Origin of the sequence: Bradyrhizobium sp. CSA112 (genome assembly GCF_029051645.1) — a bacterium.
GTDB lineage: Bacteria > Pseudomonadota > Alphaproteobacteria > Rhizobiales > Xanthobacteraceae > Bradyrhizobium.
The window spans coordinates 18,688-42,654 of record NZ_JAACFS010000048.1 but is presented as its reverse complement, the minus strand read 5'-3'; the positions used below and the strand labels follow the sequence as shown (position 1 = coordinate 42,654).

Below are 23,967 nucleotides of genomic sequence, written 5' to 3'. Positions count from 1 at the left end.
GGCTGGGAGAAAACTTCGCCGCTCTCACCGTCATCGCGGGAGCCCTCGCCGACATCGTGATCGGCCTGACTATTCTTTGGCGACCTGCGAGCCGCTATGGTCTCTGGGCAGCGCTCATCATCTCGCTTGTTTATGTCGTGATCGGGACGGCACTGGTGCCGCGATTATGGGCCGATCCGCTCGGCCCCATGCTGAAAATCTGGCCGGTGCTGATCCTCAACCTGGTGGCCATGGCGATCCGGGAGGATCGCTGATGCTCTATCTCCTTCTCAAGATGACGCATATCATCGGCGCCGCTGTCCTGCTCGGGACCGGTGCCGGCATCGCCTTCTTCATGCTGGTGGCGCATCTGCGCGGCGATCCGCGCGAGATTGCCGGCGTTGCGCGGACCGTGGTGCTGGCCGATTTCCTGTTCACGGCGAGTGCCGCGATATTTCAGCCGATCACCGGCGTCTGGCTCGCGTGGTCGAGCGGCTATTCGCTCGGCGATGGATGGATTGCAGCGTCCATCGCGCTCTATCTGGTGACTGGCGCCTTCTGGTTGCCCGTGGTGTGGATGCAGATGCGCATGCGCGACCTTGCCGTCCACGCGGTCGAGACGAACGCTAAGCTGCCTGCCGAGTATCACCGGCTGTTCCGCTGGTGGTTCGCCTTCGGCTTTCCTGCATTCGCCGCGGTGCTCATGATCTTCTGGCTGATGATTGCCCGGCCCGCCATTCCCTATTGGGATTGATTTTCGGTTCTGTGTGATGCGGACGACGCTTCATGCCGCCCGCCGCAAATCCTCGGCCAGCGCGCGATAGGACAGCGCTTCGGCCAGATGCAGCCGGCCGATCTTTTCCGCGCCGTCGAGGTCGGCGAGCGTGCGCGCGACGCGGAGCACGCGGTGATAGCCGCGCGCGGTCAGCTTCATGGTCTCGGCAGCGTCGCGCAGGAGCTTTTGTCCTTGCGCGTCCGGCTGCGCGATTGTTTCCAGCAGCGAGGCCGGCGCTTCGGCGTTGGTGCGGACATGCGGCATGCCGGCCGCCGCATAGCGCGCGAGCTGGATGTTGCGGGCGGCCGCGACACGGGCGGCGACTTCCGCGGAGCCTTCGGAGGGCGGCGGCAGGATCAGGTCGGCGGCAGTCACCGCCGGGACCTCGATGCGCAGATCGATACGGTCCATCAGCGGACCGGAGATGCGCATCTGGTAATCCGATGTGCAGCGGTCGACGGGTGCGCGCTTACAGGCATAGCCGGGCTCATAGGCATGGCCGCAGCGGCATGGGTTCATTGCCGCGACCAGCATGAAGCGCGCGGGATAGGTGACGCGGTGGTTGGCGCGGGACACCGAGACCTCGCCGTTCTCCAACGGCTGGCGCAGCGAATCCAAAACGCGCGGATCGAACTCCGGCAGCTCGTCGAGGAACAGGACGCCCTGATGCGCGAGCGAAATCTCGCCGGGCTTTGCGCGCATGCCACCGCCGGTCAGCGCAGCCATGCTGGCGGAATGATGGGGCGCGCGGAACGGCCGCCGTGCCGTCAATGCGCCGTCGCGGATTTCGCCGGCGACGGAGGCGATCATCGACACTTCCAATAATTCCGATGGCGACAGCGGCGGCAGGATCGAAGGCAGCCGCGCCGCCAGCATCGATTTGCCCGCGCCCGGCGAGCCGATCATCAGCAAATGATGCCCGCCGGCCGCGGCGAGTTCGAGCGCGCGCTTTGCACTCTCCTGGCCCTTGATGTCGCGCAGGTCGAGCAGCGTCGCTTCCTGCTCGTGCACCTTCGGCTGTGGGCGCGACAGCACCTGCGTGCCCTTGAAATGGTTGGCGATCTGGATCAGCGACTTCGCCGCGATGATCTGGATGTCCGGGCTCGCCCAGGCGGCTTCCGTCCCGCACGCCGCCGGACAAATCAGGCCTTCCTCGCGCGCATTCGCGCCGATCGCGGCCGGCAACACACCCGCGACGGGGGCGATCGATCCGTCGAGCCCGAGCTCGCCGAGCACCGTAAAACCGTTGAGCGCGTCCGGCGGGATCGCGCCAATTGCCGCCATCAGCCCAAGCGCAATCGGCAAGTCATAATGACTGCCTTCCTTGGGAAGGTCGGCCGGCGCGAGGTTGACGGTGATCCGGCGCGCGGGCAGGGCGAGCCCCGAGGCGATCAGCGCCGAGCGCACCCGCTCGCGCGCCTCAGACACCGCCTTGTCCGGCAGACCGACGATCGCAAACGCCGGCAACCCCGGCGCGACCTGCACCTGCACGTCGACCGCGCGGGCCTCGATCCCCTCAAAGGCTACCGTAGAAACCCGCGCAACCATGCCTGCCCCTCGTGACGCAATCGAAGGTAGCGGGGAACCGGAGGGCAAGTCAAGAACATTAAGGGAACGTAGGAGCAAAAGGCTCAGACACACATCTTGCATCAGCAGACCGGCCATCGGATCCGCCGAGCCCTCCGCCTGCTCGCTCCTGTGGTGCTTAGCGCTCCGTTCGCATGTACGGGTTCTCTTCAGAGACAAGCTTCAGCGCCGCATCGTCGGCGAGAATGCGTAGCTCCTGCGTCTCAGCATGTCTCGCGCTCTGCGGACTACCCCACAAGCTCCATATTCCCAACCCCACGACCAGCATTCCAGCGCCAATAGCTATGAAGTCTTTGGTCATTTGCTGGCCTCCATACCGGTTGCCAAGCTGTCGAGTTTCGGGCCGCATTATCTGGGCAGTGCGCACAGAATGATCGCGGGCCTTTCACGGTGTTTTCCTGCTTAGGGAAAACCAATTTCGGTAGTCCGCGATTGTTCCTGGGGCATGCCCTTTCGATGGAGGCCTCCGAAGAGGCGTCTAAGCCGCCTGCGCGAGCGCCTCCGGCAGCGCATTTCCGATCCGGGGCCGGCCGTGTCGACCGGCCCCGGACGTCGATTCCCTCAGAGCTGCATGTTCATCGGCTCGGGATAATAGCGGAAGCCATCGCCATTCTTGGCGACGTGGCCGTAGCCCGGCCAGGCGAAGTGATAGGACATCACCGGGATCTTTTGCGCGGCGAGCATGTCCAGCATCTTCACGCGCGAGCTGGCCGCCTGCTTCGGGTCGCTGTCGTAGGCGAATTCCATCCGCGGCTTCTCCAGCAGCAGCACCGCGTGGTGGGAGAGGTCGCCGAGGAAGCAGAAGGATTTGCCCTTCGAGCTCACCATGAAAATGGTGTGGCCGACGGTGTGGCCGGGGGCTGAGAGCGCGGTGACGCCGGGCAAAAATTCCTGGTTGTCCTTGATGAACACGATGCGGTCGCGCACCGGCAACAGGTTCTTGCGGGCGTGGAGGATAAAGTCCTTCATCGGGCTGCCGAGCTTGCCTTCATCGGTCCAGAAATCGAAATCGCTCTGGGCGATGTAGACCTGCGCGTTCGGGAACAGCGGCTTGTCGTCGGCGCCGACGAGGCCGCCGATGTGATCGATATGCGCATGCGAGCACACCACGGCGTCGATATCGGAGGCCTTGATGCCGGCAGCCGCCATGTTCTTCTGCTGCTGGCCGGTGGTCGGGCCGAACGCCTTTAAGGTGCCCATGCCGGTGTCGAACAGGATCAGCTTGTCGCCGGTGTTTACGATCGGCGAATTCTGCTCCAGCACGACATTGTCCGGGTTGAGGAAGTTGTCGGAGAGCATCTTCTTCACTTCTTCCTTCGGCACGCCGGTGAAGGTGCCGGAGGGATCGCCGAGCGGCAGCGGGCCGTCGGAGACCACGGTCACTTCGGCGTCGCCGAGGATGAAGCGGTGCCAGTAGGGCGTCTGCGTGCCGAGCTTCGGCGCCTTGGCCAGCGCGGTGCCGCCGAGAAAGGTCGAGGCGCCAAAACCGGCGCCAAGCGCAAGCAAAGACCGTCGTGAAACGTTCATCGTCATACGTCTTCCTCCACTGTTTTTATGATTGCAGCATATTGCCCGGACGGATTGATCCGCAGCTACAGGCTGCTCCCGCTTCCCGAAATTGGCAAGTGGGATGAGACGGCACAACTGTGATGTGAAAACGCGGGTGGTGCAGCGCGACGCTATTTGCCGCCGCGCTTGGCCTCAATGGTGTCCCAAGTCCTTGCCGCTACATCTGGCCCGCCGAGCTTGGCAATCGCGCGGATGCCGGTGGGGCAGGTGACGTTGATCTCGGTGAGATTGCCGTCGATCACGTCGATGCCGACGAACAACAGCCCGCGCTCGCGCAGCGCGGGACCCAGCGTGTCGCAGATCTCGCGTTCACGCGGGGAAAGTTCGGTGGCTTGGGCTGCGCCGCCGCGGACCATGTTGGAGCGCAGGTCATCGGGGGCCGGCACGCGGTTGACGGCGCCGGCGAATTCGCCGTCGACCAGGATGATGCGCTTGTCGCCGTGCTTTACCTCGGGGAGGAAGCGCTGGATCACCCAGGGCTCGCGGAAGGTGACCAAGAACATGTCGAACAGCGAGCCGAAATTCATGTCCTGCGGCATGACGCGAAACACCGCGGCGCCGCCATGGCCGTGCAGCGGCTTCATGACGACGGCGCCGTGCTCGTCGCGAAACGAATTGATTTCGTCGAGATCGCGCGAGATCAGCGTCGGCGGCATCAACTGCGGAAAGTTCAGCACGAACATCTTTTCCGGCGCGTTGCGCACGCTGACCGGATCGTTGACGACCAGCGTCTTGGGATGGATTCGCTCCAGCAAATGCGTCGAGGTGATGTAGGCGATATCGAACGGCGGCTCCTGCCGCAACAGGATGACGTCGAAATTGGTCATCGGCTCGCGCTTGGGTTCGCCGAGGGTAAAATGGTCGCCGACCTCGTCGCGGACGGTGAGCTTTTGCACCGGCGCCACCAGCTCCTCGCCGCGCAGCGACAGCTTGTCGGGGGTGTAATAGGAAATGCTGTGGCCGCGCTTCTGCGCTTCCAGGAGTAGCGCAAAGGTCGAATCGCCGCGGATGTTGATACGCGCGATGGGGTCCATCTGGACGGCGACATTCAGTTTCATGGGAAGGTCCGGGTCTCTGGAGGGTTTCTTTTTAAGCGCTGGCGTCGAATGCCGCTAACAGATGGCGTGGCAGGCGCCGCGGCGCAATCAGGATGGCGTCAAATCGCAGCTCGAATTCGGCATGCTCGGGATGCGACATCAGCCAGGCCTGGGCGGCGTCGATGATGCGGGCCTGCTGGCGCGGCGTCACGGCGTAGGCGGCGTCATCCAGGCTGGCGCGGGCCTTGACCTCGATGAAGGCAATCAGGCTGCGCTTTCTCGCGACCAGATCGATCTCGCCATAGGGGGTGCGGAAGCGTTTGGCCAGGATGCGGTAGCCTTTGGCCATCAGATAGGCCGCGGCGCGGCTTTCGGCCGAAAGCCCGGTGCGAAACGCGGCGACCCGCTCGGGCGCGGCCAGCTTTGCCACGGCGTCCGGTGGCGGCGTGCCATCAGTTTTCGCCATCGTCACCCCTGGCTTCTCGGGCAAGCTCCAGCGCCCGGGCGTAGACCTCGCGGCGCGGCCGCCCCGAGAGCTCGACCGCATGCGCGACGCTGTCCTTGACACTGTCGCGCGCCAGCGAGCTTCGCAGCAGATCGTCGAGATCATCCTGCGTCATGACATTGGCGTCCGCTCGCGGCGGGCCGACGACGAGCACGAACTCGCCGCGGGTTTCCAGCGTGCCGGCGGATTTTGCCAGCTCGGCAATCGGAGCGCGCTTGATGTCCTCGTGCAGTTTTGTGAGTTCGCGGCAGATGGCGGCGTCGCGCCCGGCCATGATCTTGGCAAGGTCGGCCAGCGTCTCCTGCACGCGGTTGCCGGATTCGAACATCACGAGCGTGGCGTCGAACCGGGCAAGCTCGGCCAGCCGAGTCCGTCGCGAGACTTCTTTCGTCGGCAAGAATCCCTCGAAGAAGAAGCGGTCGGTGGGCAGTGCCGCGACCGATAGCGCCGTCAGCACCGAGGAGGCGCCGGGCACCGCGATGACGGCGTGGCCGGCGGCACAGACCTCGCGCACCAGCTTGAAGCCGGGATCGGAGATCAGGGGCGTGCCGGCGTCCGACACCAGCGCGATCGAGGCGCCCTGCGCCAGCAGTTCCAGGATTTTCGGCCGCGCCATCGCCGCGTTGTGCTCGTGATACGGCTTGAGCTCTGCCGAAATCGCATAGCGCTCGGTCAGGCGGCGGGTGATGCGGGTGTCCTCGCAGGCAATGACGTCGACGCCCGCCAGCGTTTCCAGCGCGCGCAGGGTGATGTCGCCGAGATTGCCGATCGGGGTCGCCACCAGATAGAGGCCGGGGGCCGGTTTCGGGGCGTTCAGAATGTGGCCGCCAATCAAAAATGTTCTGTTGGCCGAACCCGGTTCGGCACCAGACACGTAGTTGGAACTGGGTTTTGCGCGCATAATGGCAATTCTAGAGCGCCCGCTGGCCCGGCGCCATATCGCGATGGACTGCAGGCAAGTGATATTCGCCGCAACGGGCCAAGCGCCGCGCGGCCGTAATGCTTTTGTTTTGGTTAACTATTTGCCGACAATGTGCTGAATCTACCTTCGCGTTCTGGGGTGGAGGTCCTGACCGACGGCGGTCGGTCAAGAGAAGAGACAAGATGGTAGGCCCGCTCAATCGCAAACCTGGACCCTCAGGTCCGTGGCCGTCAGGCCCGACCCGGCGGACGGCACTCGGTCTGATTCTCGGCGCGCCGCTGCTCGGCGCCTGCGCCGGCGGCCAGGTTTCCAGTCCGTTCGGCCCGTCCGAGCCCGAGGGACCCGCAGGCCCGCAGCAACAGCCGCTCGCCGTCGGCACCGGGCAGGTCAAGGTCGGCCTGATCCTGCCGCTCTCGGCCGCCGGCAATGCCGGCGTCGCTGCGCAATCGATGAAGAACGCCGCCGAAATGGCGCTGGCGGAATTCCAGAATCCGAACATCCAGCTTCTGATCAAGGATGACGGCGGCAACCCGCAAGGCGCGCAGCAGGTCACCCAGCAGGCGCTCGGCGAAGGCGCGGAGATTATCCTCGGCCCGCTGTTCGCGGGCTCGGTGCCGGCGGTCGCGCAGCTCACGCGCGCGCGCGGCATTTCGGTGATCGCGTTCTCGACCGACTCAAGCGTGGCCGGACGCGGCGTTTATCTCCTGAGTTTCCTGCCCGAATCCGACGTTAACCGGATCGTCGATTATTCCGCCGGCATCGGGAAGAAGTCTTTCGCGGCGCTATTGCCGGACAATGCCTATGGCAATGTGGTGGAGGCGGCGTTCAAGCAGGCGGTCGGCCGCAAGGGGCGCATCGTCGCCTTCGAGAAATACGCCAGCGATCGTTCCGCGGCGGCGCGGACGGTGGCGCAATCGCTGGGCTCGGCAGACGCGCTGTTCATCGCCGACGACGGCGAATCCGTCGTGGCGGCGGCGGATGCCTTGAGCGCAGCAGGCGCGAATTTGCGCAACATCCAGTTGCTCGGTACCGGGCTTTGGGACAATCCGCGCGTCTATGCGAGCGCCACGCTGCAGGGCGGGCTCTATGCCGCGCCGGATCCGTCGGGCTTTCGCGCCTTCTCCGGCCGCTACCGCGCCAAATACGGCGCAGACCCGGTGCGCACCGCAACGCTCGCCTATGACGCGGTTGCCCTCGTCGCCGCGTTGTCGAAGCAGCAGGGCGGCCAACGTTTTGCGGCGGAGACGCTGACCAACCCGTCGGGCTTCGCGGGCATCGACGGACTGTTCCGTTTCCGCTCCGACGGCACCAATGAGCGGGGCCTCGCGGTGATGAAGGTCGCCAGCGGCGGCAGCACGCCGGTTGCCGGTTCGCCGAAGAGTTTTGGGGCGTAGGCGTTGTCGTGGCCGTAGCCTGGATGTAGCGCAGCGAAATCCGGGGCTGGTTTGGTTTATCGGCTGCGAGATCCCCGGATTGCGCTTCGCTCCATCCGGGCTACAGGTCTACTTTGCATGGGGTTGTTTTCGCGATTTTGAGTTCGTAGGCCGGATGGAGCGCAGCGCAATCCGGGCTACGAAGCTTACGCCGCCAAATCCGCGACCACGGCGTCCAACACCGGAAAACCGTCCTTCGTCACGCGCAGCCTGCCGTCGGCGCCGACGGTGATTGCGCCTTCCTCACGCAAGACGGCGATCCGGCCCGGATCGAGCGCGCGGCCTGACAGCGCGGCATAGCGTTTGGGGTCGATGCCTTCGGAGAGGCGCAATCCCATCAGCAGGAATTCATCGGCGCGTTCTTCGCTGTTGAGCGAATCGTCGGTCACGACGCCGTGGCCGTTGGCCTCGACCCGCATCAGCCAGGCCTCGGGGCGCTTCTCGGTCGCGATAGCGTGTCTCGCACCGTCAATATCCAGCCGCCCATGCGCGCCCGGGCCGATGCCGGCATATTCGTCGCCGCGCCAGTAGACGAGATTGTGCTGGCACTCCGCGCCTCTCCGCGCGTGGTTCGAAATTTCATAGGCCGGCAAGCCATGATGCGCGCAGACCTCCTGCGTCACGTCATAAAGCGTACGCGCCAGCGCCTCGTCCGGCGTCTTCAATTTGCCCGCGGCATGCAGGCCGAAGAACGGCGTGCCTTCCTCGATGGTGAGCTGGTAGAGCGAGAGATGCTCAGCGGCTTCCGAGATCGCGAGCTTCAGTTCGTCCGTCCACATCTGCGGCGTCTGGTCGGGGCGGGCGTAGATCAGGTCGAACGAGTAGCGGTCGAACGCGGTGCGCGCGATCGCGACCGCGTCCAGCGCTTCGCGCGCGCTGTGCAATCGTCCGAGCGCTTTCAGCGAGGCGTCGTCGAGTGCCTGCACGCCGAGCGAGACACGGTTGACACCGGCTAAGCGATAGCCGCGAAACCGCGTTGCTTCCACGCTGGTCGGATTGGCCTCCAGCGTGACCTCGACATTGTCGGCGACGCGCCAGTGTTTTCCGATCGCGTCCAGAATCGCGCCGACGGTGTGCGGCTGCATCAGCGACGGCGTGCCGCCGCCGAGAAAGATCGAGGTGACGGTCCGTCCCGGGGCGCGCGCCGCGGTGGTTTCGATCTCACGCGCAAAGGCGCGCGCAAAGCGTTCCTCGTCGATCGGCGCGTGGCGGACGTGGCTGTTGAAATCGCAATACGGGCATTTCGACAGGCAGAACGGCCAGTGCACGTAAACGCCGAAGGCGGCCCGCTTCGGGTAGTGGCGTTCGGCGCTAGCCAAGGCAGATCTCCGCCAGTTTGACGAAGGCGCGGGCGCGGTGCGACAGGCCGAGACCGAGCGGGGGCAGGCCGTGCTTCTCGATCGAGGTCATCTCGCCAAAGGTCCGCGTGTGCCCATCGGGCTGGAAAGCAGGATCATAACCGAAACCGGCGGTGCCGCGCGGCGGCCAGACCAAAGTTCCATCGGCGCGCGCCTCGACCTCCTCGATATGGCCGTCCGGCCAGGCGACGCACAGCGCGGAAACGAAATGCGCACTGCGCTTGTCAGGCGTGGTTGCGCCGCGTTCCTGCAGCAGGCGCTCGATCCGGGTCATCGCCGCGGTAAAATCCTTGCCCTCGCCGGCCCAGCGCGCCGAGTAGATTCCGGGCGCGCCGTCCAGCGCATCGACCACGAGGCCGGAATCGTCGGCAAAGGCTGGAAGTTGCGCCGCTTTTGCCGCCGCGATCGCCTTGATCGCCGCATTGGCACGAAACGTTTCGCCGGTTTCCTCGGGTTCGCCGAGGCCCAGGTCGCCCGCGGAAACAGCCTCGACGCCATGCGGCGCCAGCAACTCCCGCATCTCGGCAAGCTTGCCGGGATTATGGGTCGCGATCACGAGCCGGCCGGTGATTCGACGGTGCATGATCGATCAGACTACGCGACGGCCATCTTCTGCAAGTCCACCAGGCGCGCGACACCCTTGCGCGCCAGTTCCATCAGCGCCAGGAACTCGGCTTGCGAGAACGGCGTCTTCTCGGCGGTGCCCTGCACCTCGATGATGCGGCCATCGCCGGTCATGACGAAATTGGCGTCAGTCTCGGCCTCGGAATCCTCGGCATAGTCGAGGTCGAGCACCGGCGTGCCCTGATAGATGCCGCAGGAGATCGCAGCGACGTTGTCGCGCAAGACGTTGGCCTTGAGCATGTTGCGGTTCTTCATCCACGAGATGCAGTCGGCCAGCGCTACCCAGGCGCCAGTGATCGAGGCCGTGCGGGTGCCGCCATCGGCCTGGATCACGTCGCAGTCGACCGTGATCTGGCGTTCGCCGAGCGCTTCGAGGTCGATGGCTGCGCGCAGCGAGCGGCCGATCAGCCGCTGGATTTCGACGGTGCGCCCGCCCTGCTTGCCGGCCGCGGCCTCGCGGCGGGTGCGCTCCAGGGTGGCGCGCGGCAGCATGCCGTATTCGGCGGTGACCCAGCCGCGGCCCTGGCCCTTCAACCAGGGCGGCAGCCGTTCTTCCAGCGTGGCCGTGACCAGCACGTGGGTGTCGCCGAACTTCACCATGCAGGAACCTTCGGCGTATTTGACGACGCCGCGTTCCAGCGACACGGGGCGCAGCTCATCGGGCGCACGGCGGCTTGGCCGCATGGGGAATCCTTTCGAAAATCGAGCGAAAACGCGTTTGCGGTGCTTGTAAGTGGGGGCGTGCGTAGCGGCAAGGGTTTTTGGCCGCGATTTCGTGATGTTTTGACGCGGTTTCCTCGCTCGAAAACACCATGAAGAAAGGGACGCTTGTCATCGCCCCGCCGGAACGACAAATTAGGGGGTATCAGGGAGTTAACAGTGGCCCACCACGATCCGATTGGCCTGATCACGCCGCCTGCCGGGCTTGCCCAGCTTAACGAGCGCTCGCGCGACATTTTTCGTCAAATCGTCGAGAGCTATCTCGCGACCGGCGAACCGGTCGGCTCGCGCAACGTCTCGCGCCTGATCGCGGTGCCGCTGTCGCCGGCGTCGGTTCGCAACGTGATGTCGGACCTCGAAGCGCTCGGCTTGATCTACGCGCCGCATACCTCGGCAGGCCGCCTTCCCACCGAACTCGGCCTGCGCTTTTTCGTCGATGCTCTGATGCAGGTCGGCGATCTCACCGAACCCGAGCGGGAATCGATCCAGAACCAGCTCGCGTCCGTCGGTCGCGCGCAATCGGTCGAGGCCGCGCTCGGCGAAGCCCTGACGCGGCTGTCCGGCTTGACCCGGGCGGCTGCCGTGGTGCTGACCGCCAAATCCAATTCGCGGCTGAAGCACATCGAATTCGTGCGCCTCGAACCTGAGCGCGCGCTGGTGGTGCTGGTCGGCGAAGACGGACAGGTCGAAAACCGTGTGCTGACGCTGCCGCCCGGCGTTCCCTCTTCCGCGCTGACCGAAGCGACCAATTTCCTCAATGCGCGGATTCGCGGCCGCACGCTCGCCGAAGCGCGGCTCGAGCTCGAGACTGCGCTGGCGCAAAGCCGCGTCGAACTCGATCAACTGACGCAGAAAGTGATCGCGGCCGGCATCGCAAGCTGGTCCGGCGGCGAAAACGAGGACCGGCAATTGATCGTGCGCGGCCACGCCAACCTGCTCGAAGACCTGCACGCGCTGGAAGATCTCGAACGCGTCAAGTCGCTGTTCGACGATCTCGAAACCAAACGCGGCGTGATCGATCTGTTGGGCCGGGCCGAGCGCGCCGAAGGCGTGCGGATTTTCATCGGATCGGAGAACAAGCTGTTTTCGCTGTCCGGTTCTTCCACCATCATCGCCCCCTACAGCGACGCATCGGGCCGCATCGTCGGCGTTCTCGGCGTGATCGGGCCGACGCGGCTGAACTACGCCCGGGTGATTCCGACGGTGGATTACGCTGCCCGGATCGTCAGCCGGATGCTGGGCGGCTAAGCGGCCCCAAATTGACCCCAATCCGGATTTTCTTGTTCTGACGCGCTTTCTTCGCGCGAACCGGTCCCCACCCTAGGGATCAGTCCCAGGGCATGCTCCGCCCGAAAACGCTATGGAACGCTTGATTTTCGGCCACTAAAGCACGATATCCCCGGCAACAAATCCCCATCCAACCAGATGCGTTTTTTGAGAAGGCAGTCTTATGACCGATCCCAAGCGGCCGAGTGACGACGTGGAAAATCCGGCCCAGACCGGCGAGCCCGTGGTCTCAAAACCCTACATCATGCCCGACGACCCCGAGGAAGGATCGAATGAGGCACTGACCAGGGAACTGGCCGAAGCGCGTGACAAGATGCTGCGCACGCTGGCGGAAATGGAAAACCTGCGCCAGCGCACAAGGCGCGAGGTTGCCGACTCCAAGATGTACGGCATCACCGGGTTCGCGCGCGATATTCTGGAGATCGCCGACAATCTGCAGCGCGCGCTGGACGCGATTCCCGCCGAGGCCAGGGAGACCGCCGACCCCGGCATCAAGGCCTTCATCGAAGGCGTCGAGCTGACCGAGCGTTCGCTGCTCAACACGCTGGAGAAGAACGGCGTCAGGAAGTTCGATCCGTCGGGCGAGAAGTTCGACCCGAACTTCCAGCAGGCGATGTACGAAGTGCCCGATCCGTCCGTTCCCTCGGGGACGGTGGTCCAGGTCGTGCAGGCCGGCTTTATGATCGGCGAGCGCGTGCTGCGCCCGGCGCTGGTCGGCGTCTCCAAGGGCGGCGCGAAGGCCGCGCCGGCCAACAACGAACCGAACAGCGCAGCGTAGGCCGCGCTTACGGTAACCCCTCATCCTGAGACGCGCGCAAGCGCGCTCCTCAAGATGACGGTCTGACGGAGTTGCCTACCCTTCCAGTGGTTTCTCGGTCGTCTTTGGCCAGTAGGTGCCAAAACTCCAGAGATTGCCTTCCGGATCCCGGCAGGCGAAGTCACGACTGCCATAACTGGTGTTGTGCAACTCCATCTCGATTTTGGCGCCCGACGCCTTGACCCTGGCGTGCAGGGCGTCCGGGTCGTCGACCGCGACGTAGAGCGAATCCGTCCGGCGGCCGCCGATATCGCCGACAAGCTTGCCGTATTCGTCGTCGCCGCACTGGCCGAGCATCAGCAGCGAGGAGCCGTAGGCGAGTTCGGCATGCTGCACCGCGCCTTCCTTGCGGTAGGTGACATACTCGGTGAAACCAACCACGTCCTTCAGCCAGCGGATCATGGCCTCGGCATCGCGACAGCGCATCGTCGGATAGAGGCGCGGCGCTTCGATCTTGCTTTGCTCGGTCACGGAAAAACTCCCTGCTGATCGCTGTTGCACCAGTATGCGACAGACGCGTCAGCTCGGGCTTGAAGATTTGTTACCGGAAGAAGCTATTTATCTGAGCATGATCTCCGCGCAAACGCGTTCCGCGTTTGTCGCGAGGGAAAACCGCTACCCATTTTTCCGGATCATGCTCTAGACGTCCAGCGCGTCGAGCGGTCGCGTCAGGCGGCTATCGTTCAGCGCAAGGCGCCGGGCCCACGCCGTCGGCGTTTCGCCGGCCAAGGCAGAAAATTCGCGGACGAGATGCGCTTGGTCAGCATAACCGCTTTCGGCCGCAATAGCAGCCCAGCCGCGTGCGGTTTCCGTCCGCGCGAGCCGGCAGGCTTCACGAAAGCGCAACATGCGAGCGATCGGCTTCGGCGCGAGACCGAGTTCGGATCGGAAACGATCCACGAAGTGCTTGCGGCTCCAGCCAATCTCACTTGCGAGCGCGGCGATCCGCGCGCCGCCCGCGCTGCGTGCCAGCCGGCGATAGGCGAATTCGATCTCGGGCGAGGGCAAATGGCTGTCGCGGCCTGCTACAAAATCCTCGATCAGATCAAAGCGGTCCTGCCAGCGAGGTGTCGCGCCAAGCCGCTCGCGCAGTTGCCGGCTCTCGCGACCAAGCACGTCGCCGATGTCGACCATGCGCGCGGCGAGATCGACGACGGCGCCGCCGAAGAAGCGGTAGGCGCCGAGCGGCGTGAAATCCACCTGCACGCATTCGGCGCCGCCGTCGGATTCGATATGAACAGGCCCGGCATAAAGCCCGGCGGCGAAACTCGGCTGCCGGTCCGCCATGTCGGGTGCGCGCCCGAGCGCGATCAGGAACGGCGTGCCGAAGCTGATGATCAGCGGCACTACCAGACCTGCGGTTTCGCGCTGGAAAAACCGGCCGCGCGCCGTTTCGCGATACCCGGTTATGCCCGAGATCAGGCCTGCCGTGCGCTGCGACGGCGCGCGACGGATCATCTCAAACGCGAACGGTGCCGCCGGACCGGACATTCCTGGCCTCCGAGGACAACGCGCGTTATGCCGCGATGTCGCTCGACTGGATGCGCTTGACGCCGGCTTTGGTCATGTCTGCCCAGGCTTTTGCAAGCGAGCCCTCGGTGTCGATGCCGCGGCAGGCGTCTTCGATCACATAGGTTTCAAAGCCCGCCTTGCGCGCGTCGAGCGCGCTCCATGCCACGCAGAAGTCGGTAGCGAGCCCGGTCAGGAACAGGCGCTTCACCTTGCGCGCCTTCAGGTAGGCGGCGAGCCCTGTGGTCGTCTTGCCATCGGCCTCGGTGAAGGCCGAATAGCTGTCGACCTCCTTGTGAAAGCCCTTGCGGATGATGAGCCCGGCCTGCGGGAGCGAGAGATCTTTCGACAGTGCCGCGCCCTCGGTGCCCTGCACGCAGTGCTCGGGCCACAGCACCTGCTTGCCGTAGGGCAGGCTGACGGTTTCGAACGGCTTCTTGCCGGAATGCGATGTCGCGAACGAGACATGGCCCGGCGTGTGCCAGTCCTGCGTCAGCACGACATTGGCAAAGCCCTTGGCGATGCGGTTGATGATCGGAACGACCTGATCGCCGTCCTTGACCGCGAGGCTGCCGCCGGGAAGGAAACAGTTTTGTACGTCGATGACGATGAGCGCGGACGCATCATCGGGCTTGATCGGTGCGGCCATGAGTCCTCCTGGTGCGAGGGCAGCGACCGATGTCGCGCCGAGACCTGTCAGAACCAGCCTGCGAGAAAGCATAGCACGTCTCCCCTGATGAGTACCCGGCAGGGGAAAGGCTAGTTCCATTGGTGTACAAACGAAAGCCCGAAATTACGGCGCGCCGTACCGGTTCGGTAGTCAGGTTCGCGGATGAATTCCGTCGCGGACGGCGCGAAAGCGCGGAAAGGCCTTGGTCCATTCCTCGCGCGGTGAAGAGCCGATGATGCGCATCGAGGTCTGGGAGCCGAACCGCAGCCATTGCACGATGGTGACGGGCGTATTGTCCTTGCCGCTGGTGGCGTCGATGCGCGTCTCGTAGCCGGGCTGGCCGTCGATGCGGACCGGCTCGGACATCGTGATTCGCCCGTCGCGCACGCCGGGAATCGTGGTCGCAATCTGCTGGGCAAAGCGGCCGCGATCGTCGGGCGAGGCCGCGGTCGAGCCGATCAGGCCGATGATCATGAAGGGCGCGATCTCAAATCCCCTCTTTTCGTCGCTGTCGGAGAGAATGAGGGCCGCGCCCGGCGCCAGCGTGCGGATGTTCTTGAAGCTCGAGAGCTCGCCGATCTTGAACGGCATCAGCCCGAGCTGCTCCTCGACCGGAACCTCGGTGCGGATCACAGCGGAAGCGAACATCTGGCGCACGGCGTCGTCGGTGTAGATCTTCGAGGCGTTCTCCGGCACCTGCACGGCAACATAGCCGGAGAAGGTGGGGCCGGGCAGGATCATCGAATAGCGGCGCACATTGGTGGCGCCGTCCTTGCCGTTCTCGACGGTGTAGTAGGCCAGCCCCGCCGCGGTCTCAATGCTCTCCGGCTTGATGCCGCCGGTGCCACCCGGGTTGGCCTTGAAGGCGTTGGCGACCTCGCCATAGGCCTCGGCGGGCAGGTCGGTGACCAGCACCTTGACGCCCTTGTCCTCGGTCTCGAAGCCTATGAACGTTCTGGCCTTGTTGAGGCCGACCAGCGGCGTCATGCCGACCCTGGCGCCGGGCGGGAAGACCGGGTCGGCGGCGAACGCGGAAGCGGCAAAGGCAGAAGATATGGCGGCAACGATCAGGGCAACCGCAGCGAAGTATCGAATGGGCGTCATGGAGGATCTACCGGGTTTGCATGGAGGCCGTTTATGGTCGGACGGTGCCAATGGAATCTTGTAGTGGAATCTTGGGCCTCGGGGCACGACAGGGTCGTTCCATTCGGCCCGCTTTTAGCGGTTTTGATGTCCCTGCAACAGGGCAGGGTAGGCGTCCGTTCCACCGTTACGCTCCGATATGGCAGCTTTTTTGCAGGATTCTGCCCGGTATCCGGGCTCTTTTTTGAGGCGCTTCCAGCGGCGAAATACCGCGTCCCGCCCCGATGCCGCATCGCTGCGCAACGTTTCGGCGCCGCTAACGCTCAGTGGCCTTGCCGATTTCTTAACGCCGCTTGAGGCACTGATGCGCCCCCGCCCCGGGCTGGCACAATCTTTCAAACGTCAGCCTTTTCAGGCCCTAACGTTACGTTCGGTCCTTGCGGGCCCGACCCCCCCTCCTATATGAGGCTCACCGTCGCAATATCGCGAGTATTTGAACGTTGGGGGTTCGGTTAGGTGCGCCGTCCAGGGCCCGGCCAACCTGCCGCAAAAGAAGGATATGAGGACCATGGGAAAGGTCATTGGGATCGATCTCGGCACCACGAATTCGTGCGTCGCCGTAATGGATGGCAAGACTGCAAGAGTCATCGAGAATGCGGAAGGCATGCGCACGACGCCTTCGATCGTTGCCGTCACCGATGACGGCGAGCGCCTCGTCGGCCAGCCCGCCAAGCGTCAGGCGGTGACCAATCCCGAGCGTACGTTCTTCGCGGTGAAGCGCCTGATCGGCCGCCGCTATGACGACCCGATGGTCGAGAAGGACAAGAAGCTCGTCTCCTACAAGATCGTCAAGGCATCGAACGGCGACGCCTGGGTCGAAGCCGACAGCAAGACCTATTCGCCCTCGCAGGTCTCCGCTTTCATCCTGCAAAAGATGAAAGAGACCGCGGAAGCCCATCTTGGCCAGAAGGTCGAGCAGGCGGTCATCACAGTTCCCGCTTACTTCAATGACGCGCAGCGCCAGGCCACCAAGGATGCCGGCAAGATCGCCGGCCTGGAAGTGTTGCGCATCATCAACGAGCCGACCGCGGCCGCGCTCGCCTATGGTCTCGACAAGACGAAGACAGGCACCATCGCGGTCTACGACCTCGGCGGCGGCACCTTCGATATCTCGATCCTGGAGATCGGCGATGGCGTGTTCGAAGTGAAGTCCACCAACGGTGACACCTTCCTCGGTGGTGAAGACTTCGACATGCGGCTCGTCGGCTATCTCGCCGATGAATTCCAGAAGGAGCAGGGCATCAACCTGCGAAGCGACAAGCTTGCCTTGCAGCGCCTGAAAGAGGCCGCCGAAAAAGCCAAGATCGAGTTGTCCTCGACCACCCAGACCGAAATCAACCTGCCCTTTATAACGGCGGACCAGACCGGGCCGAAGCATCTGACGATGAAGTTGACGCGCGCCAAGTTCGAGGCCCTCGTCGACGATCTCGTCCAGAAGACCATCGAGCCTTGCCGCAAGGCGCTGAAGGATGCGGGCCTCACTGCCGCCGAAATCGGCGAAGTGGTGCTGGTCGGCGGCATGACCCGCATGCCGAAGGTCCAGGAAGTCGTGAAGCAATTGTTCGGCAAGGAGCCGCACAAGGGCGTCAACCCGGACGAAGTCGTCGCTATCGGCGCGGCAATCCAGGCCGGCGTGCTGCAGGGCGACGTCAAGGACGTGCTGCTGCTCGACGTGACCCCGCTGTCGCTCGGCATCGAGACGCTGGGCGGCGTGTTCACCCGCATCATCGACCGCAACACCACGATCCCGACCAAGAAGAGCCAGGTGTTCTCGACGGCCGAGGACAACCAGAACGCCGTCACCATCCGCGTCTTCCAGGGCGAGCGTGAAATGGCGGCCGACAACAAGGTGCTCGGCCAGTTCGACCTGATGGGCATCCCGCCAGCGCCGCGCGGCATGCCGCAGATCGAGGTCACCTTCGACATCGACGCCAACGGCATTGTCAACGTGTCGGCAAGGGACAAAGCCACCGGCAAGGAGCAGCAGATCCGCATCCAGGCATCCGGCGGTCTGTCCGAGGCGGACATCCAGAAAATGGTCAAGGACGCCGAGGCTCATGCGGCGGAAGACAAGAAGCGCCGCGAAGCGGTCGACGCCAAGAACCACGCCGATGCGCTGGTGCATTCCACCGAGAAGGCGCTGGCCGAGCACGGTTCGAAGGTCGAGGAAAGTGAGCGCCGCGCCATCGAGGACGCCGTCAGCGACCTGAAGGAAGCGCTGAAGGGCGACGACGCCGACGCCATCAAGGCCAAGACCAACACGCTTGCGCAGGCTTCGATGAAGCTGGGCGAGGCCATGTACAAGCAGCAGGCCGAGGCGGACGCCAAGAAGGATGCCGCCAAGGATGACGTGGTCGACGCGGAATTCACCGAGGTCGACGACGACAAGAACAACAAGAAGTCAGCATAAGCGGGCTTTCGGTCATGACCCTCATCCAAAAGAGCGCGCGGCTTGCGTTCGATGGGTGGGGGTCATTTTTCTTTAAGTTGAAGGCTGCATCTTTGGTGCGCGCCTTCGGCGTGAAGTTCGGGCGGGTCTGACTGATGTCCACCAAGCGCTGTTATTACGAAACCCTGGAAGTCGATCGGAACGCAGACGAGTCCAAGCTCAAGTCGGCCTTCCGCAAGCTGGCGATGAAATGGCATCCGGACAAGAATCCGGGCGACGCCACCAGCGAAATGAAGTTCAAGGAAATCAACGAAGCCTACGAGGTCCTGAAAGACGGCGAGAAGCGCGCCGCCTATGATCGCTACGGCCATGCCGCGTTCGAGCAGGGCATGGGCGGCGGCGGTCCTGGTTTCGGCGCCGGCTTCGCCTCGTCATTCTCCGATATTTTCGAAGACCTGTTCGGCATGGCCGGGCAGCGGCGCAGCGGTGGACGCGAGCGCGGCGCCGACCTGCGCTACAATATGGAAATCACGCTGGAGGAAGCCTTCCAGGGCAAGACCGCGCAAATCGAGATTCCGGTCTCGGTCACCTGCGAACCCTGTTCGGGCACCGGCGCCAAGGCCGGCACCAAGCCGAAGACCTGCTCGATGTGCGGCGGCGCCGGCCGCGTGCGTCAGGCTCAGGGCTTCTTCACGCTGGAGCGGACCTGCCCCGGCTGCCAGGGCCGCGGCCAGATGATCGAGGACGCCTGCCCGAACTGCTCAGGCTCGGGTCGGATGACGCGCGACCGCACGCTGTCGGTCAACATCCCCCAGGGTGTCGAGGACGGCACCCGCATCCGCCTTGCCGGCGAAGGCGAGGCCGGCGTCCGCGGCGGGCCGCCCGGCGATCTCTATATTTTCCTGTCGCTGGCCACCCACGAGTTCTTCCAGCGCGACGGCGCCGATCTGCATTGCCGGGTTCCAATCTCGATGGTCGCGGCCGCGCTCGGCGGTGAATTCGAGGTTCCGACCATCGACAAGGGCAAGACCAAGGTGAAAGTGCCGGCCGGGACACAGTCCGGCCGCCGTTTCCGCATTGCATCAAAGGGCATGCCGGTGCTCCGCTCGCGCCAGACCGGCGACATGTATGTCCAGGTCATGGTCGAAACGCCTCAGAATCTGACCAAGAAGCAGCAGGAACTGCTCGCCGAGTTCGAAAAATTGTCGTCCGGCGCCACCCAGCCGGAAGCGGCGGGCTTCTTCACCAAGGTCAAGGATTTCTTCGGCAGCCGCGCGGGCTCCTGACCGCGCGCGAACGCGAGCTGGGCGAAGTGCAGTTCTCGCCCCGCAGTCATGATTCATTCAGCTTGCACAGGATCTTATCGCCGGATCGCGGGCACTTTGGCGGACCTAGCACGTTACCGTTTGGCTTGACCGTACCCCCGTCGACCTATACGTGTTTATGACTGTTTTCTGACATCCCCCGCTTTGTTGCGGGGTCCCGCCTGGTAGCGACATGCCTTTGCAATCGTCCGTGCGTGCGTTGAAGAAGCCTCGTCTCGACGATGAGGTCCGCTTCCTTCGTTCATGGATTGAAAAGCCGCTGCACATGGGCGCGGTGATGCCGTCGAGCAAGCTGCTTGCCCGGACCATGGCGGAATATGTCGACGTCAAAGCGCAAGGACCGGTCGTCGAACTTGGGCCCGGGACCGGTGCGATCACCAATGCATTGATCGAACATGGCGTCGATCAAAAGCGGCTCGTGCTGGTCGAGTATAATCCGGGCTTCTGCGCACTGCTGCGCGACCGTTATCCGCAGGCCAAGGTGGTGCAGGGCGACGCCTACGCGCTACGCTCCTCGCTCAAGGACGTGCTGGACGCGCCGGCGTCCGCCGTGGTCTCCGGCCTGCCGCTGGTCACCAAACCGATGCTGACGCGGCTGAAGCTGATCCGCGACGCCTTCATGGCGCTGGCGCCGGGGGCGCCCTTCGTGCAGTTCACCTATTCGGTGGCGCCGCCGATCCCGAAATCCCTGCCGGGCGTGTCCACAGAAGCTTCCGAGCGGATCTGGATGAACCTTCCGCCCGCCCGGGTCTGGGTGTATCGCAAGCGCTGATACCGCGTATTCCGCAAAAGTGGGTACCGGTTTTGCGAATAGAATACGCGCAACTTATCAGCTAAGAGCATTTTCGTAGAAGATGCTCGCCACGTATTCGCGTGGCAAGTCTGCCCGAATACGAACTCAAATATGTCCGCGCTGAAAATCCTCGTGATCCCGGGATCGCTACGATCAGGCTCGCTTAATGCGAAGCTGGCTGCGGTAGCAGCGCATGCGCTGGCGCAGGAAGGCGCCGAGATCACCCGGATCTCGCTCGCCGACTTTCCCCTGCCGATCTATGACGGCGACTTGCAGGCGAAATCCGGCGTGCCGAAGAACGCGGTCAATTTGAAGCGGATGATGGCGGCCCATCATGGCGTCCTGATCGTGACGCCGGAATATAATTCCTCGGTGCCGGCGCTGGTCAAGAACACCATCGACTGGGTGAGCCGGGTGCAGGACGCACACGAGACCCGCGGGCAAGTATTTCGCGAGCGGGTGTTTGCAATTGCGTCGGCCTCCGGCGGGCGGCTCGGCGGCGCCCGCGCGCTGGCCGCGCTGCGGCTGATCCTTTCGGCCTGCCATGCCCCGGTGATCCCGAACCAGCTCGCGCTGGCGTTCGCCGACGACGCCTATGACGAGATGGATCGCTTGAAGAATTCCGCTGATGCCGAGGCGCTGAAAGCGCTGGTGCGGCAGTTGATCGACATTTCCCAACGCATGATGTGAGGTGACATGCAACCAGCCGATATCGCAGCAAAGGACCGCCTGATCGTCGCGCTCGACTTGCCAGGAGTGACTGAAGCGGAAGCGATGATCGCGCGGCTCGGCGACAGCGTCAGCTTCTACAAGATCGGCTATCAACTGGCTTACGCCGGCGGATTGCCGCTGGCGCAGCAACTGGCGAAATCGGGCAAGAAGGTCTTTGTCGATCTCAAGCTGCACGACATCGGCAACACCGTAGCGCGCGGCGTCGAGAGCGTAGCGAAACTCGGCGCGACCTTCCTTACCGTGCATGCCTATCCGCAGACCATGAAGGCCGCGGTCGAGGCGCGCGCCGGATCGGGCTTAAAGATTCTCGCCGTCACTGTGCTGACCTCCTATGACGACGGCGATCTGCATGCCGCGGGCTATCGCCTCAATGTCTCCGATCTCGTCGAGGCGCGGGCGCAGCAGGCGCAGGTGCTCGGCGTCGATGGGCTCGTCAGTTCGCCGGAAGAGGCGGCGGCGCTGCGCAAGATCATCGGCCACCAGATGAACCTGGTAACGCCAGGCATCCGGCCCGCGGGAGCCGCCACGGGCGACCAGAAACGCATCATGACGCCGGCGCGTGCAATTGCCGCCGGCGCCGACTATCTGGTGGTCGGGCGCCCGGTGACGGAAGCCGCCGATCCCAAGGCGGCGGCGGACGCCATTCAGGCGGAAATCAAACAGGCTCTGACGTAGCGAAACCAACGAGACAAGAAACGGGAGAGTGAGATGGCGAAGGGATACTGGATCGGTCGCGTCGATGTCAGCAACGAGGAGGGCTACAAGCCCTACGTGGCGGCCAACCCGGCCATCTTCCAGAAATTCGGCGGGCGCTTCATCGTGCGCGGCGGCAAGTTCACTGCGGTCGAGGGCCAAAGCCGCTCGCGCAACGTCGTGATCGAATTCGACAGCTACGAGAAAGCGCTGGCGTGCTACAATTCGCCGGAATACCAGGCCAATATCAAGGTGCGCCAGCCGCACTCGATCGCCGATCTCATCGTCATCGAAGGCTATGACGGCCCGCAGCCGTAAAGCCGCAGGTACTTCGCGATCGATCCCTCAAGGCCATCAATGCCGCAAGCGTTTGAGCGGTAGACGCCGCGCTGCGTTCGTCCAATCGCGGCGCTCGTGGCATCAAGAAACTGTCATCAAGAAACTGGTATCAATAAATATGTGCGAATGTTTCCGTCCGTGCTGGAACAATTGGCTGCAATCGAAAAAAGCAAATAGCTAACGGCCATGCCTGCAAGTGAACACGTGAGCCGGTCGCTCCGTGTTCGCCATCCGACATTTCTTTTGTCCCCAAATGGGGATTGCGATGCCGCCCCGCCTTCATCCAAGGTTGCCGCGATCGAGTTCAACATCGATCGTGATGGAATCGAGCCAACACCAAAATCGCGACGCGCATGACGGGCTGCAAGCCGATCCGTCATTGCGGATGTCCATGCTCAGGGAGCGGATACCATGGCAATTATCGTCGGAACACCAGGCAACGATACATTACCCGGCACGGCAGATCCTGATGAGATCAGCGGCCTGGCCGGCAACGATACGATTACCGGATTGGAAGGCGATGACCTCGTCACTGGCGGTGCGGGCGATGACGATATCGATGGCGGCGCCGGCAACGACACGTTGAACGGCAATGCCGGCATGGATACGATCGCCGGCGGTGAAGGCGATGACACTGTCAGCGGCGGCGCGGGCGATGACAGCATCGATGGCGGAGCCGGCAACGACACGCTGAACGGCAATGCCGGCATGGATACGATCGTCGGCGGTGAAGGCGATGACCTCGTCAATGGCGGCGCGGGCGATGACGACATCGATGGCGGAGCCGGAAACGACACGCTGAACGGCAATGCCGGCAACGACATGATCGCCGGCGGTGCCGATAATGACATCATCAACGGCGGCGCCGGTGATGACGACCTGTCGGGCAACGAGGGCGATGACACGCTGAGCGGCGGTCTCGGCGACGATACCCTGAACGGCAATGGGGGCATGGACACGCTGAATGGCGGTCTCGGGGACGACACGCTGAATGGCGGAAACGGCGAGGACACGCTGAACGGCGGTGCCGGCAACGATACGCTCAGCGGCGAAGGCGGCAACGACACGATGAGCGGCGGCAACGATGCGGACGTCATGGCCGGCGGTGGCGGCGACGATACCATGTCCGGCGATGACGGCGACGACACCATGACCGGTGGTGCCGGCAACGACACGATGTCCGGCGGCGAAGGCGCGGACGACCTCAGTGGCGGAGCGGGCGACGATACGCTGGACGGCGATGCCGGAGACGACACGCTCGCCGGCGGTGCCGATGTCGATGTGATCAATGGCGGAGACGGAGACGATACCCTCTTCGGTAATGCCGGCGACGACACCCTCAACGGCGGCGCGGGCGACGATGAGTTGGACGGCGGCAATGGCGCCGATGTCCTCGACGGTGGCGTCGGCAACGATATGCTGACGGGCGCTGGAGGCTCCGATGACCACAATTTCGGTGACAACACGGCCACCAACTTCGGTGACGATGAAGTTGCTGACCTGAGCTTTGCTGATGGCGATGAGGTTAATGTCGATGCCGATCCGGCGTTTGATCCGGCCACCATCGTGGTGGATGACGACGGGACCAACACGGTGCTCGATTTCGGCTTCGGCACCATCACGCTCACCGGCGTTTCGGGTGGCGTCGGAACGGAATTCGAATCGATCGACGACATCAACGCTGCTGCGGGTTACGCGGCTATCGAGGTCGTATAACTCCACAACTTCAGCGGGGCGGCCCGGCAGCCGCCCCGCTCCTGC

Annotated in this window: 25 protein-coding genes; 12 read left to right on the top strand and 13 right to left on the bottom strand. The window is 64.0% G+C overall.

Annotated features, from left to right (window positions below):
• Together GWE18_RS38480 and GWE18_RS38475 are read left to right on the top strand one after the other, a co-directional pair.
• Window positions 1-254: DoxX-like family protein (locus tag GWE18_RS38480; protein ID WP_275190792.1), on the top strand; the 254-nt coding region annotated here is incomplete at its 5' end.
• Entirely contained in the window at window positions 254-733 is a 480-nt protein-coding gene (locus GWE18_RS38475) for a DUF2269 domain-containing protein (RefSeq protein WP_275190791.1), read from the top strand. The genes GWE18_RS38480 and GWE18_RS38475, both read left to right, overlap by 1 nt.
• A 30-nt stretch (window positions 734-763) precedes the next feature.
• Here GWE18_RS38475 and GWE18_RS38470 read toward each other — a convergent pair whose 3' ends face one another.
• The 6 genes from GWE18_RS38470 to rsmI form a co-directional block, all read right to left on the bottom strand.
• Window positions 764-2,302, bottom strand: coding sequence for a YifB family Mg chelatase-like AAA ATPase (locus tag GWE18_RS38470; protein WP_275190790.1), 1,539 nt, complete (start codon window positions 2,300-2,302; stop codon window positions 764-766).
• Between the two features lie 157 nt (window positions 2,303-2,459).
• Window positions 2,460-2,642 carry a hypothetical protein gene (locus GWE18_RS38465; protein ID WP_275190789.1) on the bottom strand — a complete coding sequence of 61 codons (183 nt, stop codon included), beginning with the start codon at window positions 2,640-2,642 and terminating at the stop codon, window positions 2,460-2,462.
• 260 nt (window positions 2,643-2,902) lie between these two features.
• Entirely contained in the window at window positions 2,903-3,874 is a 972-nt protein-coding gene (locus tag GWE18_RS38460; RefSeq protein ID WP_275190788.1) for an MBL fold metallo-hydrolase, read from the bottom strand.
• 146 nt (window positions 3,875-4,020) lie between these two features.
• Window positions 4,021-4,968: a glutathione synthase gene (gshB, locus tag GWE18_RS38455; RefSeq protein ID WP_275190787.1), complete on the bottom strand. Its 948-nt coding sequence runs from the start codon at window positions 4,966-4,968 to the stop codon at window positions 4,021-4,023.
• Window positions 4,969-4,999: 31 nt separating this feature from the next.
• Window positions 5,000-5,413, bottom strand: a complete 414-nt coding sequence (locus GWE18_RS38450; protein ID WP_275190786.1) for a YraN family protein — start codon at window positions 5,411-5,413, stop codon at window positions 5,000-5,002.
• A complete protein-coding gene (gene rsmI / locus GWE18_RS38445; protein ID WP_275190785.1) occupies window positions 5,400-6,353 on the bottom strand; it encodes a 16S rRNA (cytidine(1402)-2'-O)-methyltransferase in 954 nt (317 codons plus the stop codon). The genes GWE18_RS38450 and rsmI overlap by 14 nt, the downstream gene beginning before the upstream one ends.
• A 203-nt stretch (window positions 6,354-6,556) precedes the next feature.
• Between rsmI and GWE18_RS38440 the strand changes: the two genes are divergently transcribed.
• Window positions 6,557-7,768, top strand: a complete 1,212-nt coding sequence (locus tag GWE18_RS38440; protein ID WP_275190784.1) for a penicillin-binding protein activator — start codon at window positions 6,557-6,559, stop codon at window positions 7,766-7,768.
• A 185-nt stretch (window positions 7,769-7,953) separates the two neighbouring features.
• On the opposite strand, the gene hemW is transcribed toward GWE18_RS38440, so the two are convergent.
• The 3 genes from hemW to rph are packed head-to-tail and all read right to left on the bottom strand — an operon-like array spanning window position 7,954 to window position 10,473.
• Window positions 7,954-9,126 carry a radical SAM family heme chaperone HemW gene (gene hemW, locus GWE18_RS38435; protein ID WP_275190783.1) on the bottom strand — a complete coding sequence of 391 codons (1,173 nt, stop codon included), beginning with the start codon at window positions 9,124-9,126 and terminating at the stop codon, window positions 7,954-7,956.
• A complete protein-coding gene (gene rdgB, locus GWE18_RS38430) occupies window positions 9,119-9,748 on the bottom strand; it encodes an RdgB/HAM1 family non-canonical purine NTP pyrophosphatase (RefSeq protein ID WP_275190782.1) in 630 nt (209 codons plus the stop codon). The genes hemW and rdgB overlap by 8 nt, the downstream gene beginning before the upstream one ends.
• Window positions 9,749-9,759: 11 nt before the next feature.
• Entirely contained in the window at window positions 9,760-10,473 is a 714-nt protein-coding gene (gene rph, locus GWE18_RS38425; RefSeq protein ID WP_275190781.1) for a ribonuclease PH, read from the bottom strand.
• 195 nt (window positions 10,474-10,668) lie between these two features.
• On the opposite strand from rph, the gene hrcA reads away from it, so the two are divergent.
• Window positions 10,669-11,757 carry a heat-inducible transcriptional repressor HrcA gene (gene hrcA / locus GWE18_RS38420; RefSeq protein ID WP_275190780.1) on the top strand — a complete coding sequence of 363 codons (1,089 nt, stop codon included), beginning with the start codon at window positions 10,669-10,671 and terminating at the stop codon, window positions 11,755-11,757.
• 202 nt (window positions 11,758-11,959) lie between these two features.
• Window positions 11,960-12,574 carry a nucleotide exchange factor GrpE gene (gene grpE, locus GWE18_RS38415; protein ID WP_275190779.1) on the top strand — a complete coding sequence of 205 codons (615 nt, stop codon included), beginning with the start codon at window positions 11,960-11,962 and terminating at the stop codon, window positions 12,572-12,574.
• 75 nt (window positions 12,575-12,649) lie between these two features.
• On the opposite strand, the gene GWE18_RS38410 is transcribed toward grpE, so the two are convergent.
• The 4 genes from GWE18_RS38410 to GWE18_RS38395 form a co-directional block, all read right to left on the bottom strand.
• Window positions 12,650-13,084, bottom strand: a complete 435-nt coding sequence (locus GWE18_RS38410) for a VOC family protein (protein WP_275190778.1) — start codon at window positions 13,082-13,084, stop codon at window positions 12,650-12,652.
• 168 nt (window positions 13,085-13,252) lie between these two features.
• The gene (locus GWE18_RS38405; RefSeq protein WP_275190777.1) at window positions 13,253-14,104 is read right to left on the bottom strand and encodes a helix-turn-helix domain-containing protein; all 852 of its coding nucleotides are present in this window, start codon (window positions 14,102-14,104) and stop codon (window positions 13,253-13,255) included.
• A gap of 25 nt (window positions 14,105-14,129) precedes the next feature.
• Window positions 14,130-14,843: a bifunctional nicotinamidase/pyrazinamidase gene (gene pncA, locus GWE18_RS38400; RefSeq protein WP_275190776.1), complete on the bottom strand. Its 714-nt coding sequence runs from the start codon at window positions 14,841-14,843 to the stop codon at window positions 14,130-14,132.
• A 99-nt stretch (window positions 14,844-14,942) separates the two neighbouring features.
• The gene (locus tag GWE18_RS38395) at window positions 14,943-15,896 is read right to left on the bottom strand and encodes a hypothetical protein (protein ID WP_275190775.1); all 954 of its coding nucleotides are present in this window, start codon (window positions 15,894-15,896) and stop codon (window positions 14,943-14,945) included.
• A 547-nt stretch (window positions 15,897-16,443) separates the two neighbouring features.
• Between GWE18_RS38395 and dnaK the strand changes: the two genes are divergently transcribed.
• The 7 genes from dnaK to GWE18_RS38360 all read left to right on the top strand — a co-directional run bounded on the left by dnaK (window position 16,444) and on the right by GWE18_RS38360 (window position 23,922).
• The gene (dnaK, locus tag GWE18_RS38390) at window positions 16,444-18,345 is read left to right on the top strand and encodes a molecular chaperone DnaK (protein WP_275190774.1); all 1,902 of its coding nucleotides are present in this window, start codon (window positions 16,444-16,446) and stop codon (window positions 18,343-18,345) included.
• 134 nt (window positions 18,346-18,479) lie between these two features.
• Window positions 18,480-19,610, top strand: a complete 1,131-nt coding sequence (gene dnaJ / locus GWE18_RS38385; protein ID WP_275190773.1) for a molecular chaperone DnaJ — start codon at window positions 18,480-18,482, stop codon at window positions 19,608-19,610.
• A 211-nt stretch (window positions 19,611-19,821) separates the two neighbouring features.
• A complete protein-coding gene (locus GWE18_RS38380; protein WP_275190772.1) occupies window positions 19,822-20,421 on the top strand; it encodes an rRNA adenine N-6-methyltransferase family protein in 600 nt (199 codons plus the stop codon).
• Between the two features lie 132 nt (window positions 20,422-20,553).
• Window positions 20,554-21,132 carry an NAD(P)H-dependent oxidoreductase gene (locus GWE18_RS38375; RefSeq protein ID WP_275190771.1) on the top strand — a complete coding sequence of 193 codons (579 nt, stop codon included), beginning with the start codon at window positions 20,554-20,556 and terminating at the stop codon, window positions 21,130-21,132.
• Between the two features lie 6 nt (window positions 21,133-21,138).
• Window positions 21,139-21,849: an orotidine-5'-phosphate decarboxylase gene (gene pyrF / locus GWE18_RS38370; protein WP_275190770.1), complete on the top strand. Its 711-nt coding sequence runs from the start codon at window positions 21,139-21,141 to the stop codon at window positions 21,847-21,849.
• 33 nt (window positions 21,850-21,882) lie between these two features.
• Window positions 21,883-22,185, top strand: coding sequence for a DUF1330 domain-containing protein (locus GWE18_RS38365; protein ID WP_275190769.1), 303 nt, complete (start codon window positions 21,883-21,885; stop codon window positions 22,183-22,185).
• 432 nt (window positions 22,186-22,617) lie between these two features.
• Window positions 22,618-23,922 carry a calcium-binding protein gene (locus tag GWE18_RS38360; protein WP_275190768.1) on the top strand — a complete coding sequence of 435 codons (1,305 nt, stop codon included), beginning with the start codon at window positions 22,618-22,620 and terminating at the stop codon, window positions 23,920-23,922.
• The last annotated feature ends 45 nt before the right edge of the window (window positions 23,923-23,967 follow it).

Excerpts from the sequence above, each read along its gene's own strand:
- GWE18_RS38475 (WP_275190791.1), top strand. The coding sequence starts at position 254 with ATGCTCTATCTCCTTCTCAAGATGACGCATATCATCGGCGCCGCTGTC.
- GWE18_RS38470 (WP_275190790.1), bottom strand. The coding sequence starts at position 2,302 with ATGGTTGCGCGGGTTTCTACGGTAGCCTTTGAGGGGATCGAGGCCCGC.
- GWE18_RS38465 (WP_275190789.1), bottom strand. The coding sequence starts at position 2,642 with ATGACCAAAGACTTCATAGCTATTGGCGCTGGAATGCTGGTCGTGGGG.
- GWE18_RS38460 (WP_275190788.1), bottom strand. The coding sequence starts at position 3,874 with ATGACGATGAACGTTTCACGACGGTCTTTGCTTGCGCTTGGCGCCGGT.
- gshB (WP_275190787.1), bottom strand. The coding sequence starts at position 4,968 with ATGAAACTGAATGTCGCCGTCCAGATGGACCCCATCGCGCGTATCAAC.
- GWE18_RS38450 (WP_275190786.1), bottom strand. The coding sequence starts at position 5,413 with ATGGCGAAAACTGATGGCACGCCGCCACCGGACGCCGTGGCAAAGCTG.
- rsmI (WP_275190785.1), bottom strand. The coding sequence starts at position 6,353 with ATGCGCGCAAAACCCAGTTCCAACTACGTGTCTGGTGCCGAACCGGGT.
- GWE18_RS38440 (WP_275190784.1), top strand. The coding sequence starts at position 6,557 with ATGGTAGGCCCGCTCAATCGCAAACCTGGACCCTCAGGTCCGTGGCCG.
- rdgB (WP_275190782.1), bottom strand. The coding sequence starts at position 9,748 with ATGCACCGTCGAATCACCGGCCGGCTCGTGATCGCGACCCATAATCCC.
- rph (WP_275190781.1), bottom strand. The coding sequence starts at position 10,473 with ATGCGGCCAAGCCGCCGTGCGCCCGATGAGCTGCGCCCCGTGTCGCTG.
- grpE (WP_275190779.1), top strand. The coding sequence starts at position 11,960 with ATGACCGATCCCAAGCGGCCGAGTGACGACGTGGAAAATCCGGCCCAG.
- GWE18_RS38405 (WP_275190777.1), bottom strand. The coding sequence starts at position 14,104 with ATGTCCGGTCCGGCGGCACCGTTCGCGTTTGAGATGATCCGTCGCGCG.
- pncA (WP_275190776.1), bottom strand. The coding sequence starts at position 14,843 with ATGCTTTCTCGCAGGCTGGTTCTGACAGGTCTCGGCGCGACATCGGTC.
- GWE18_RS38395 (WP_275190775.1), bottom strand. The coding sequence starts at position 15,896 with ATGACGCCCATTCGATACTTCGCTGCGGTTGCCCTGATCGTTGCCGCC.
- dnaK (WP_275190774.1), top strand. The coding sequence starts at position 16,444 with ATGGGAAAGGTCATTGGGATCGATCTCGGCACCACGAATTCGTGCGTC.
- dnaJ (WP_275190773.1), top strand. The coding sequence starts at position 18,480 with ATGTCCACCAAGCGCTGTTATTACGAAACCCTGGAAGTCGATCGGAAC.
- GWE18_RS38380 (WP_275190772.1), top strand. The coding sequence starts at position 19,822 with ATGCCTTTGCAATCGTCCGTGCGTGCGTTGAAGAAGCCTCGTCTCGAC.
- GWE18_RS38375 (WP_275190771.1), top strand. The coding sequence starts at position 20,554 with ATGTCCGCGCTGAAAATCCTCGTGATCCCGGGATCGCTACGATCAGGC.
- pyrF (WP_275190770.1), top strand. The coding sequence starts at position 21,139 with ATGCAACCAGCCGATATCGCAGCAAAGGACCGCCTGATCGTCGCGCTC.
- GWE18_RS38365 (WP_275190769.1), top strand. The coding sequence starts at position 21,883 with ATGGCGAAGGGATACTGGATCGGTCGCGTCGATGTCAGCAACGAGGAG.
- GWE18_RS38360 (WP_275190768.1), top strand. The coding sequence starts at position 22,618 with ATGGCAATTATCGTCGGAACACCAGGCAACGATACATTACCCGGCACG.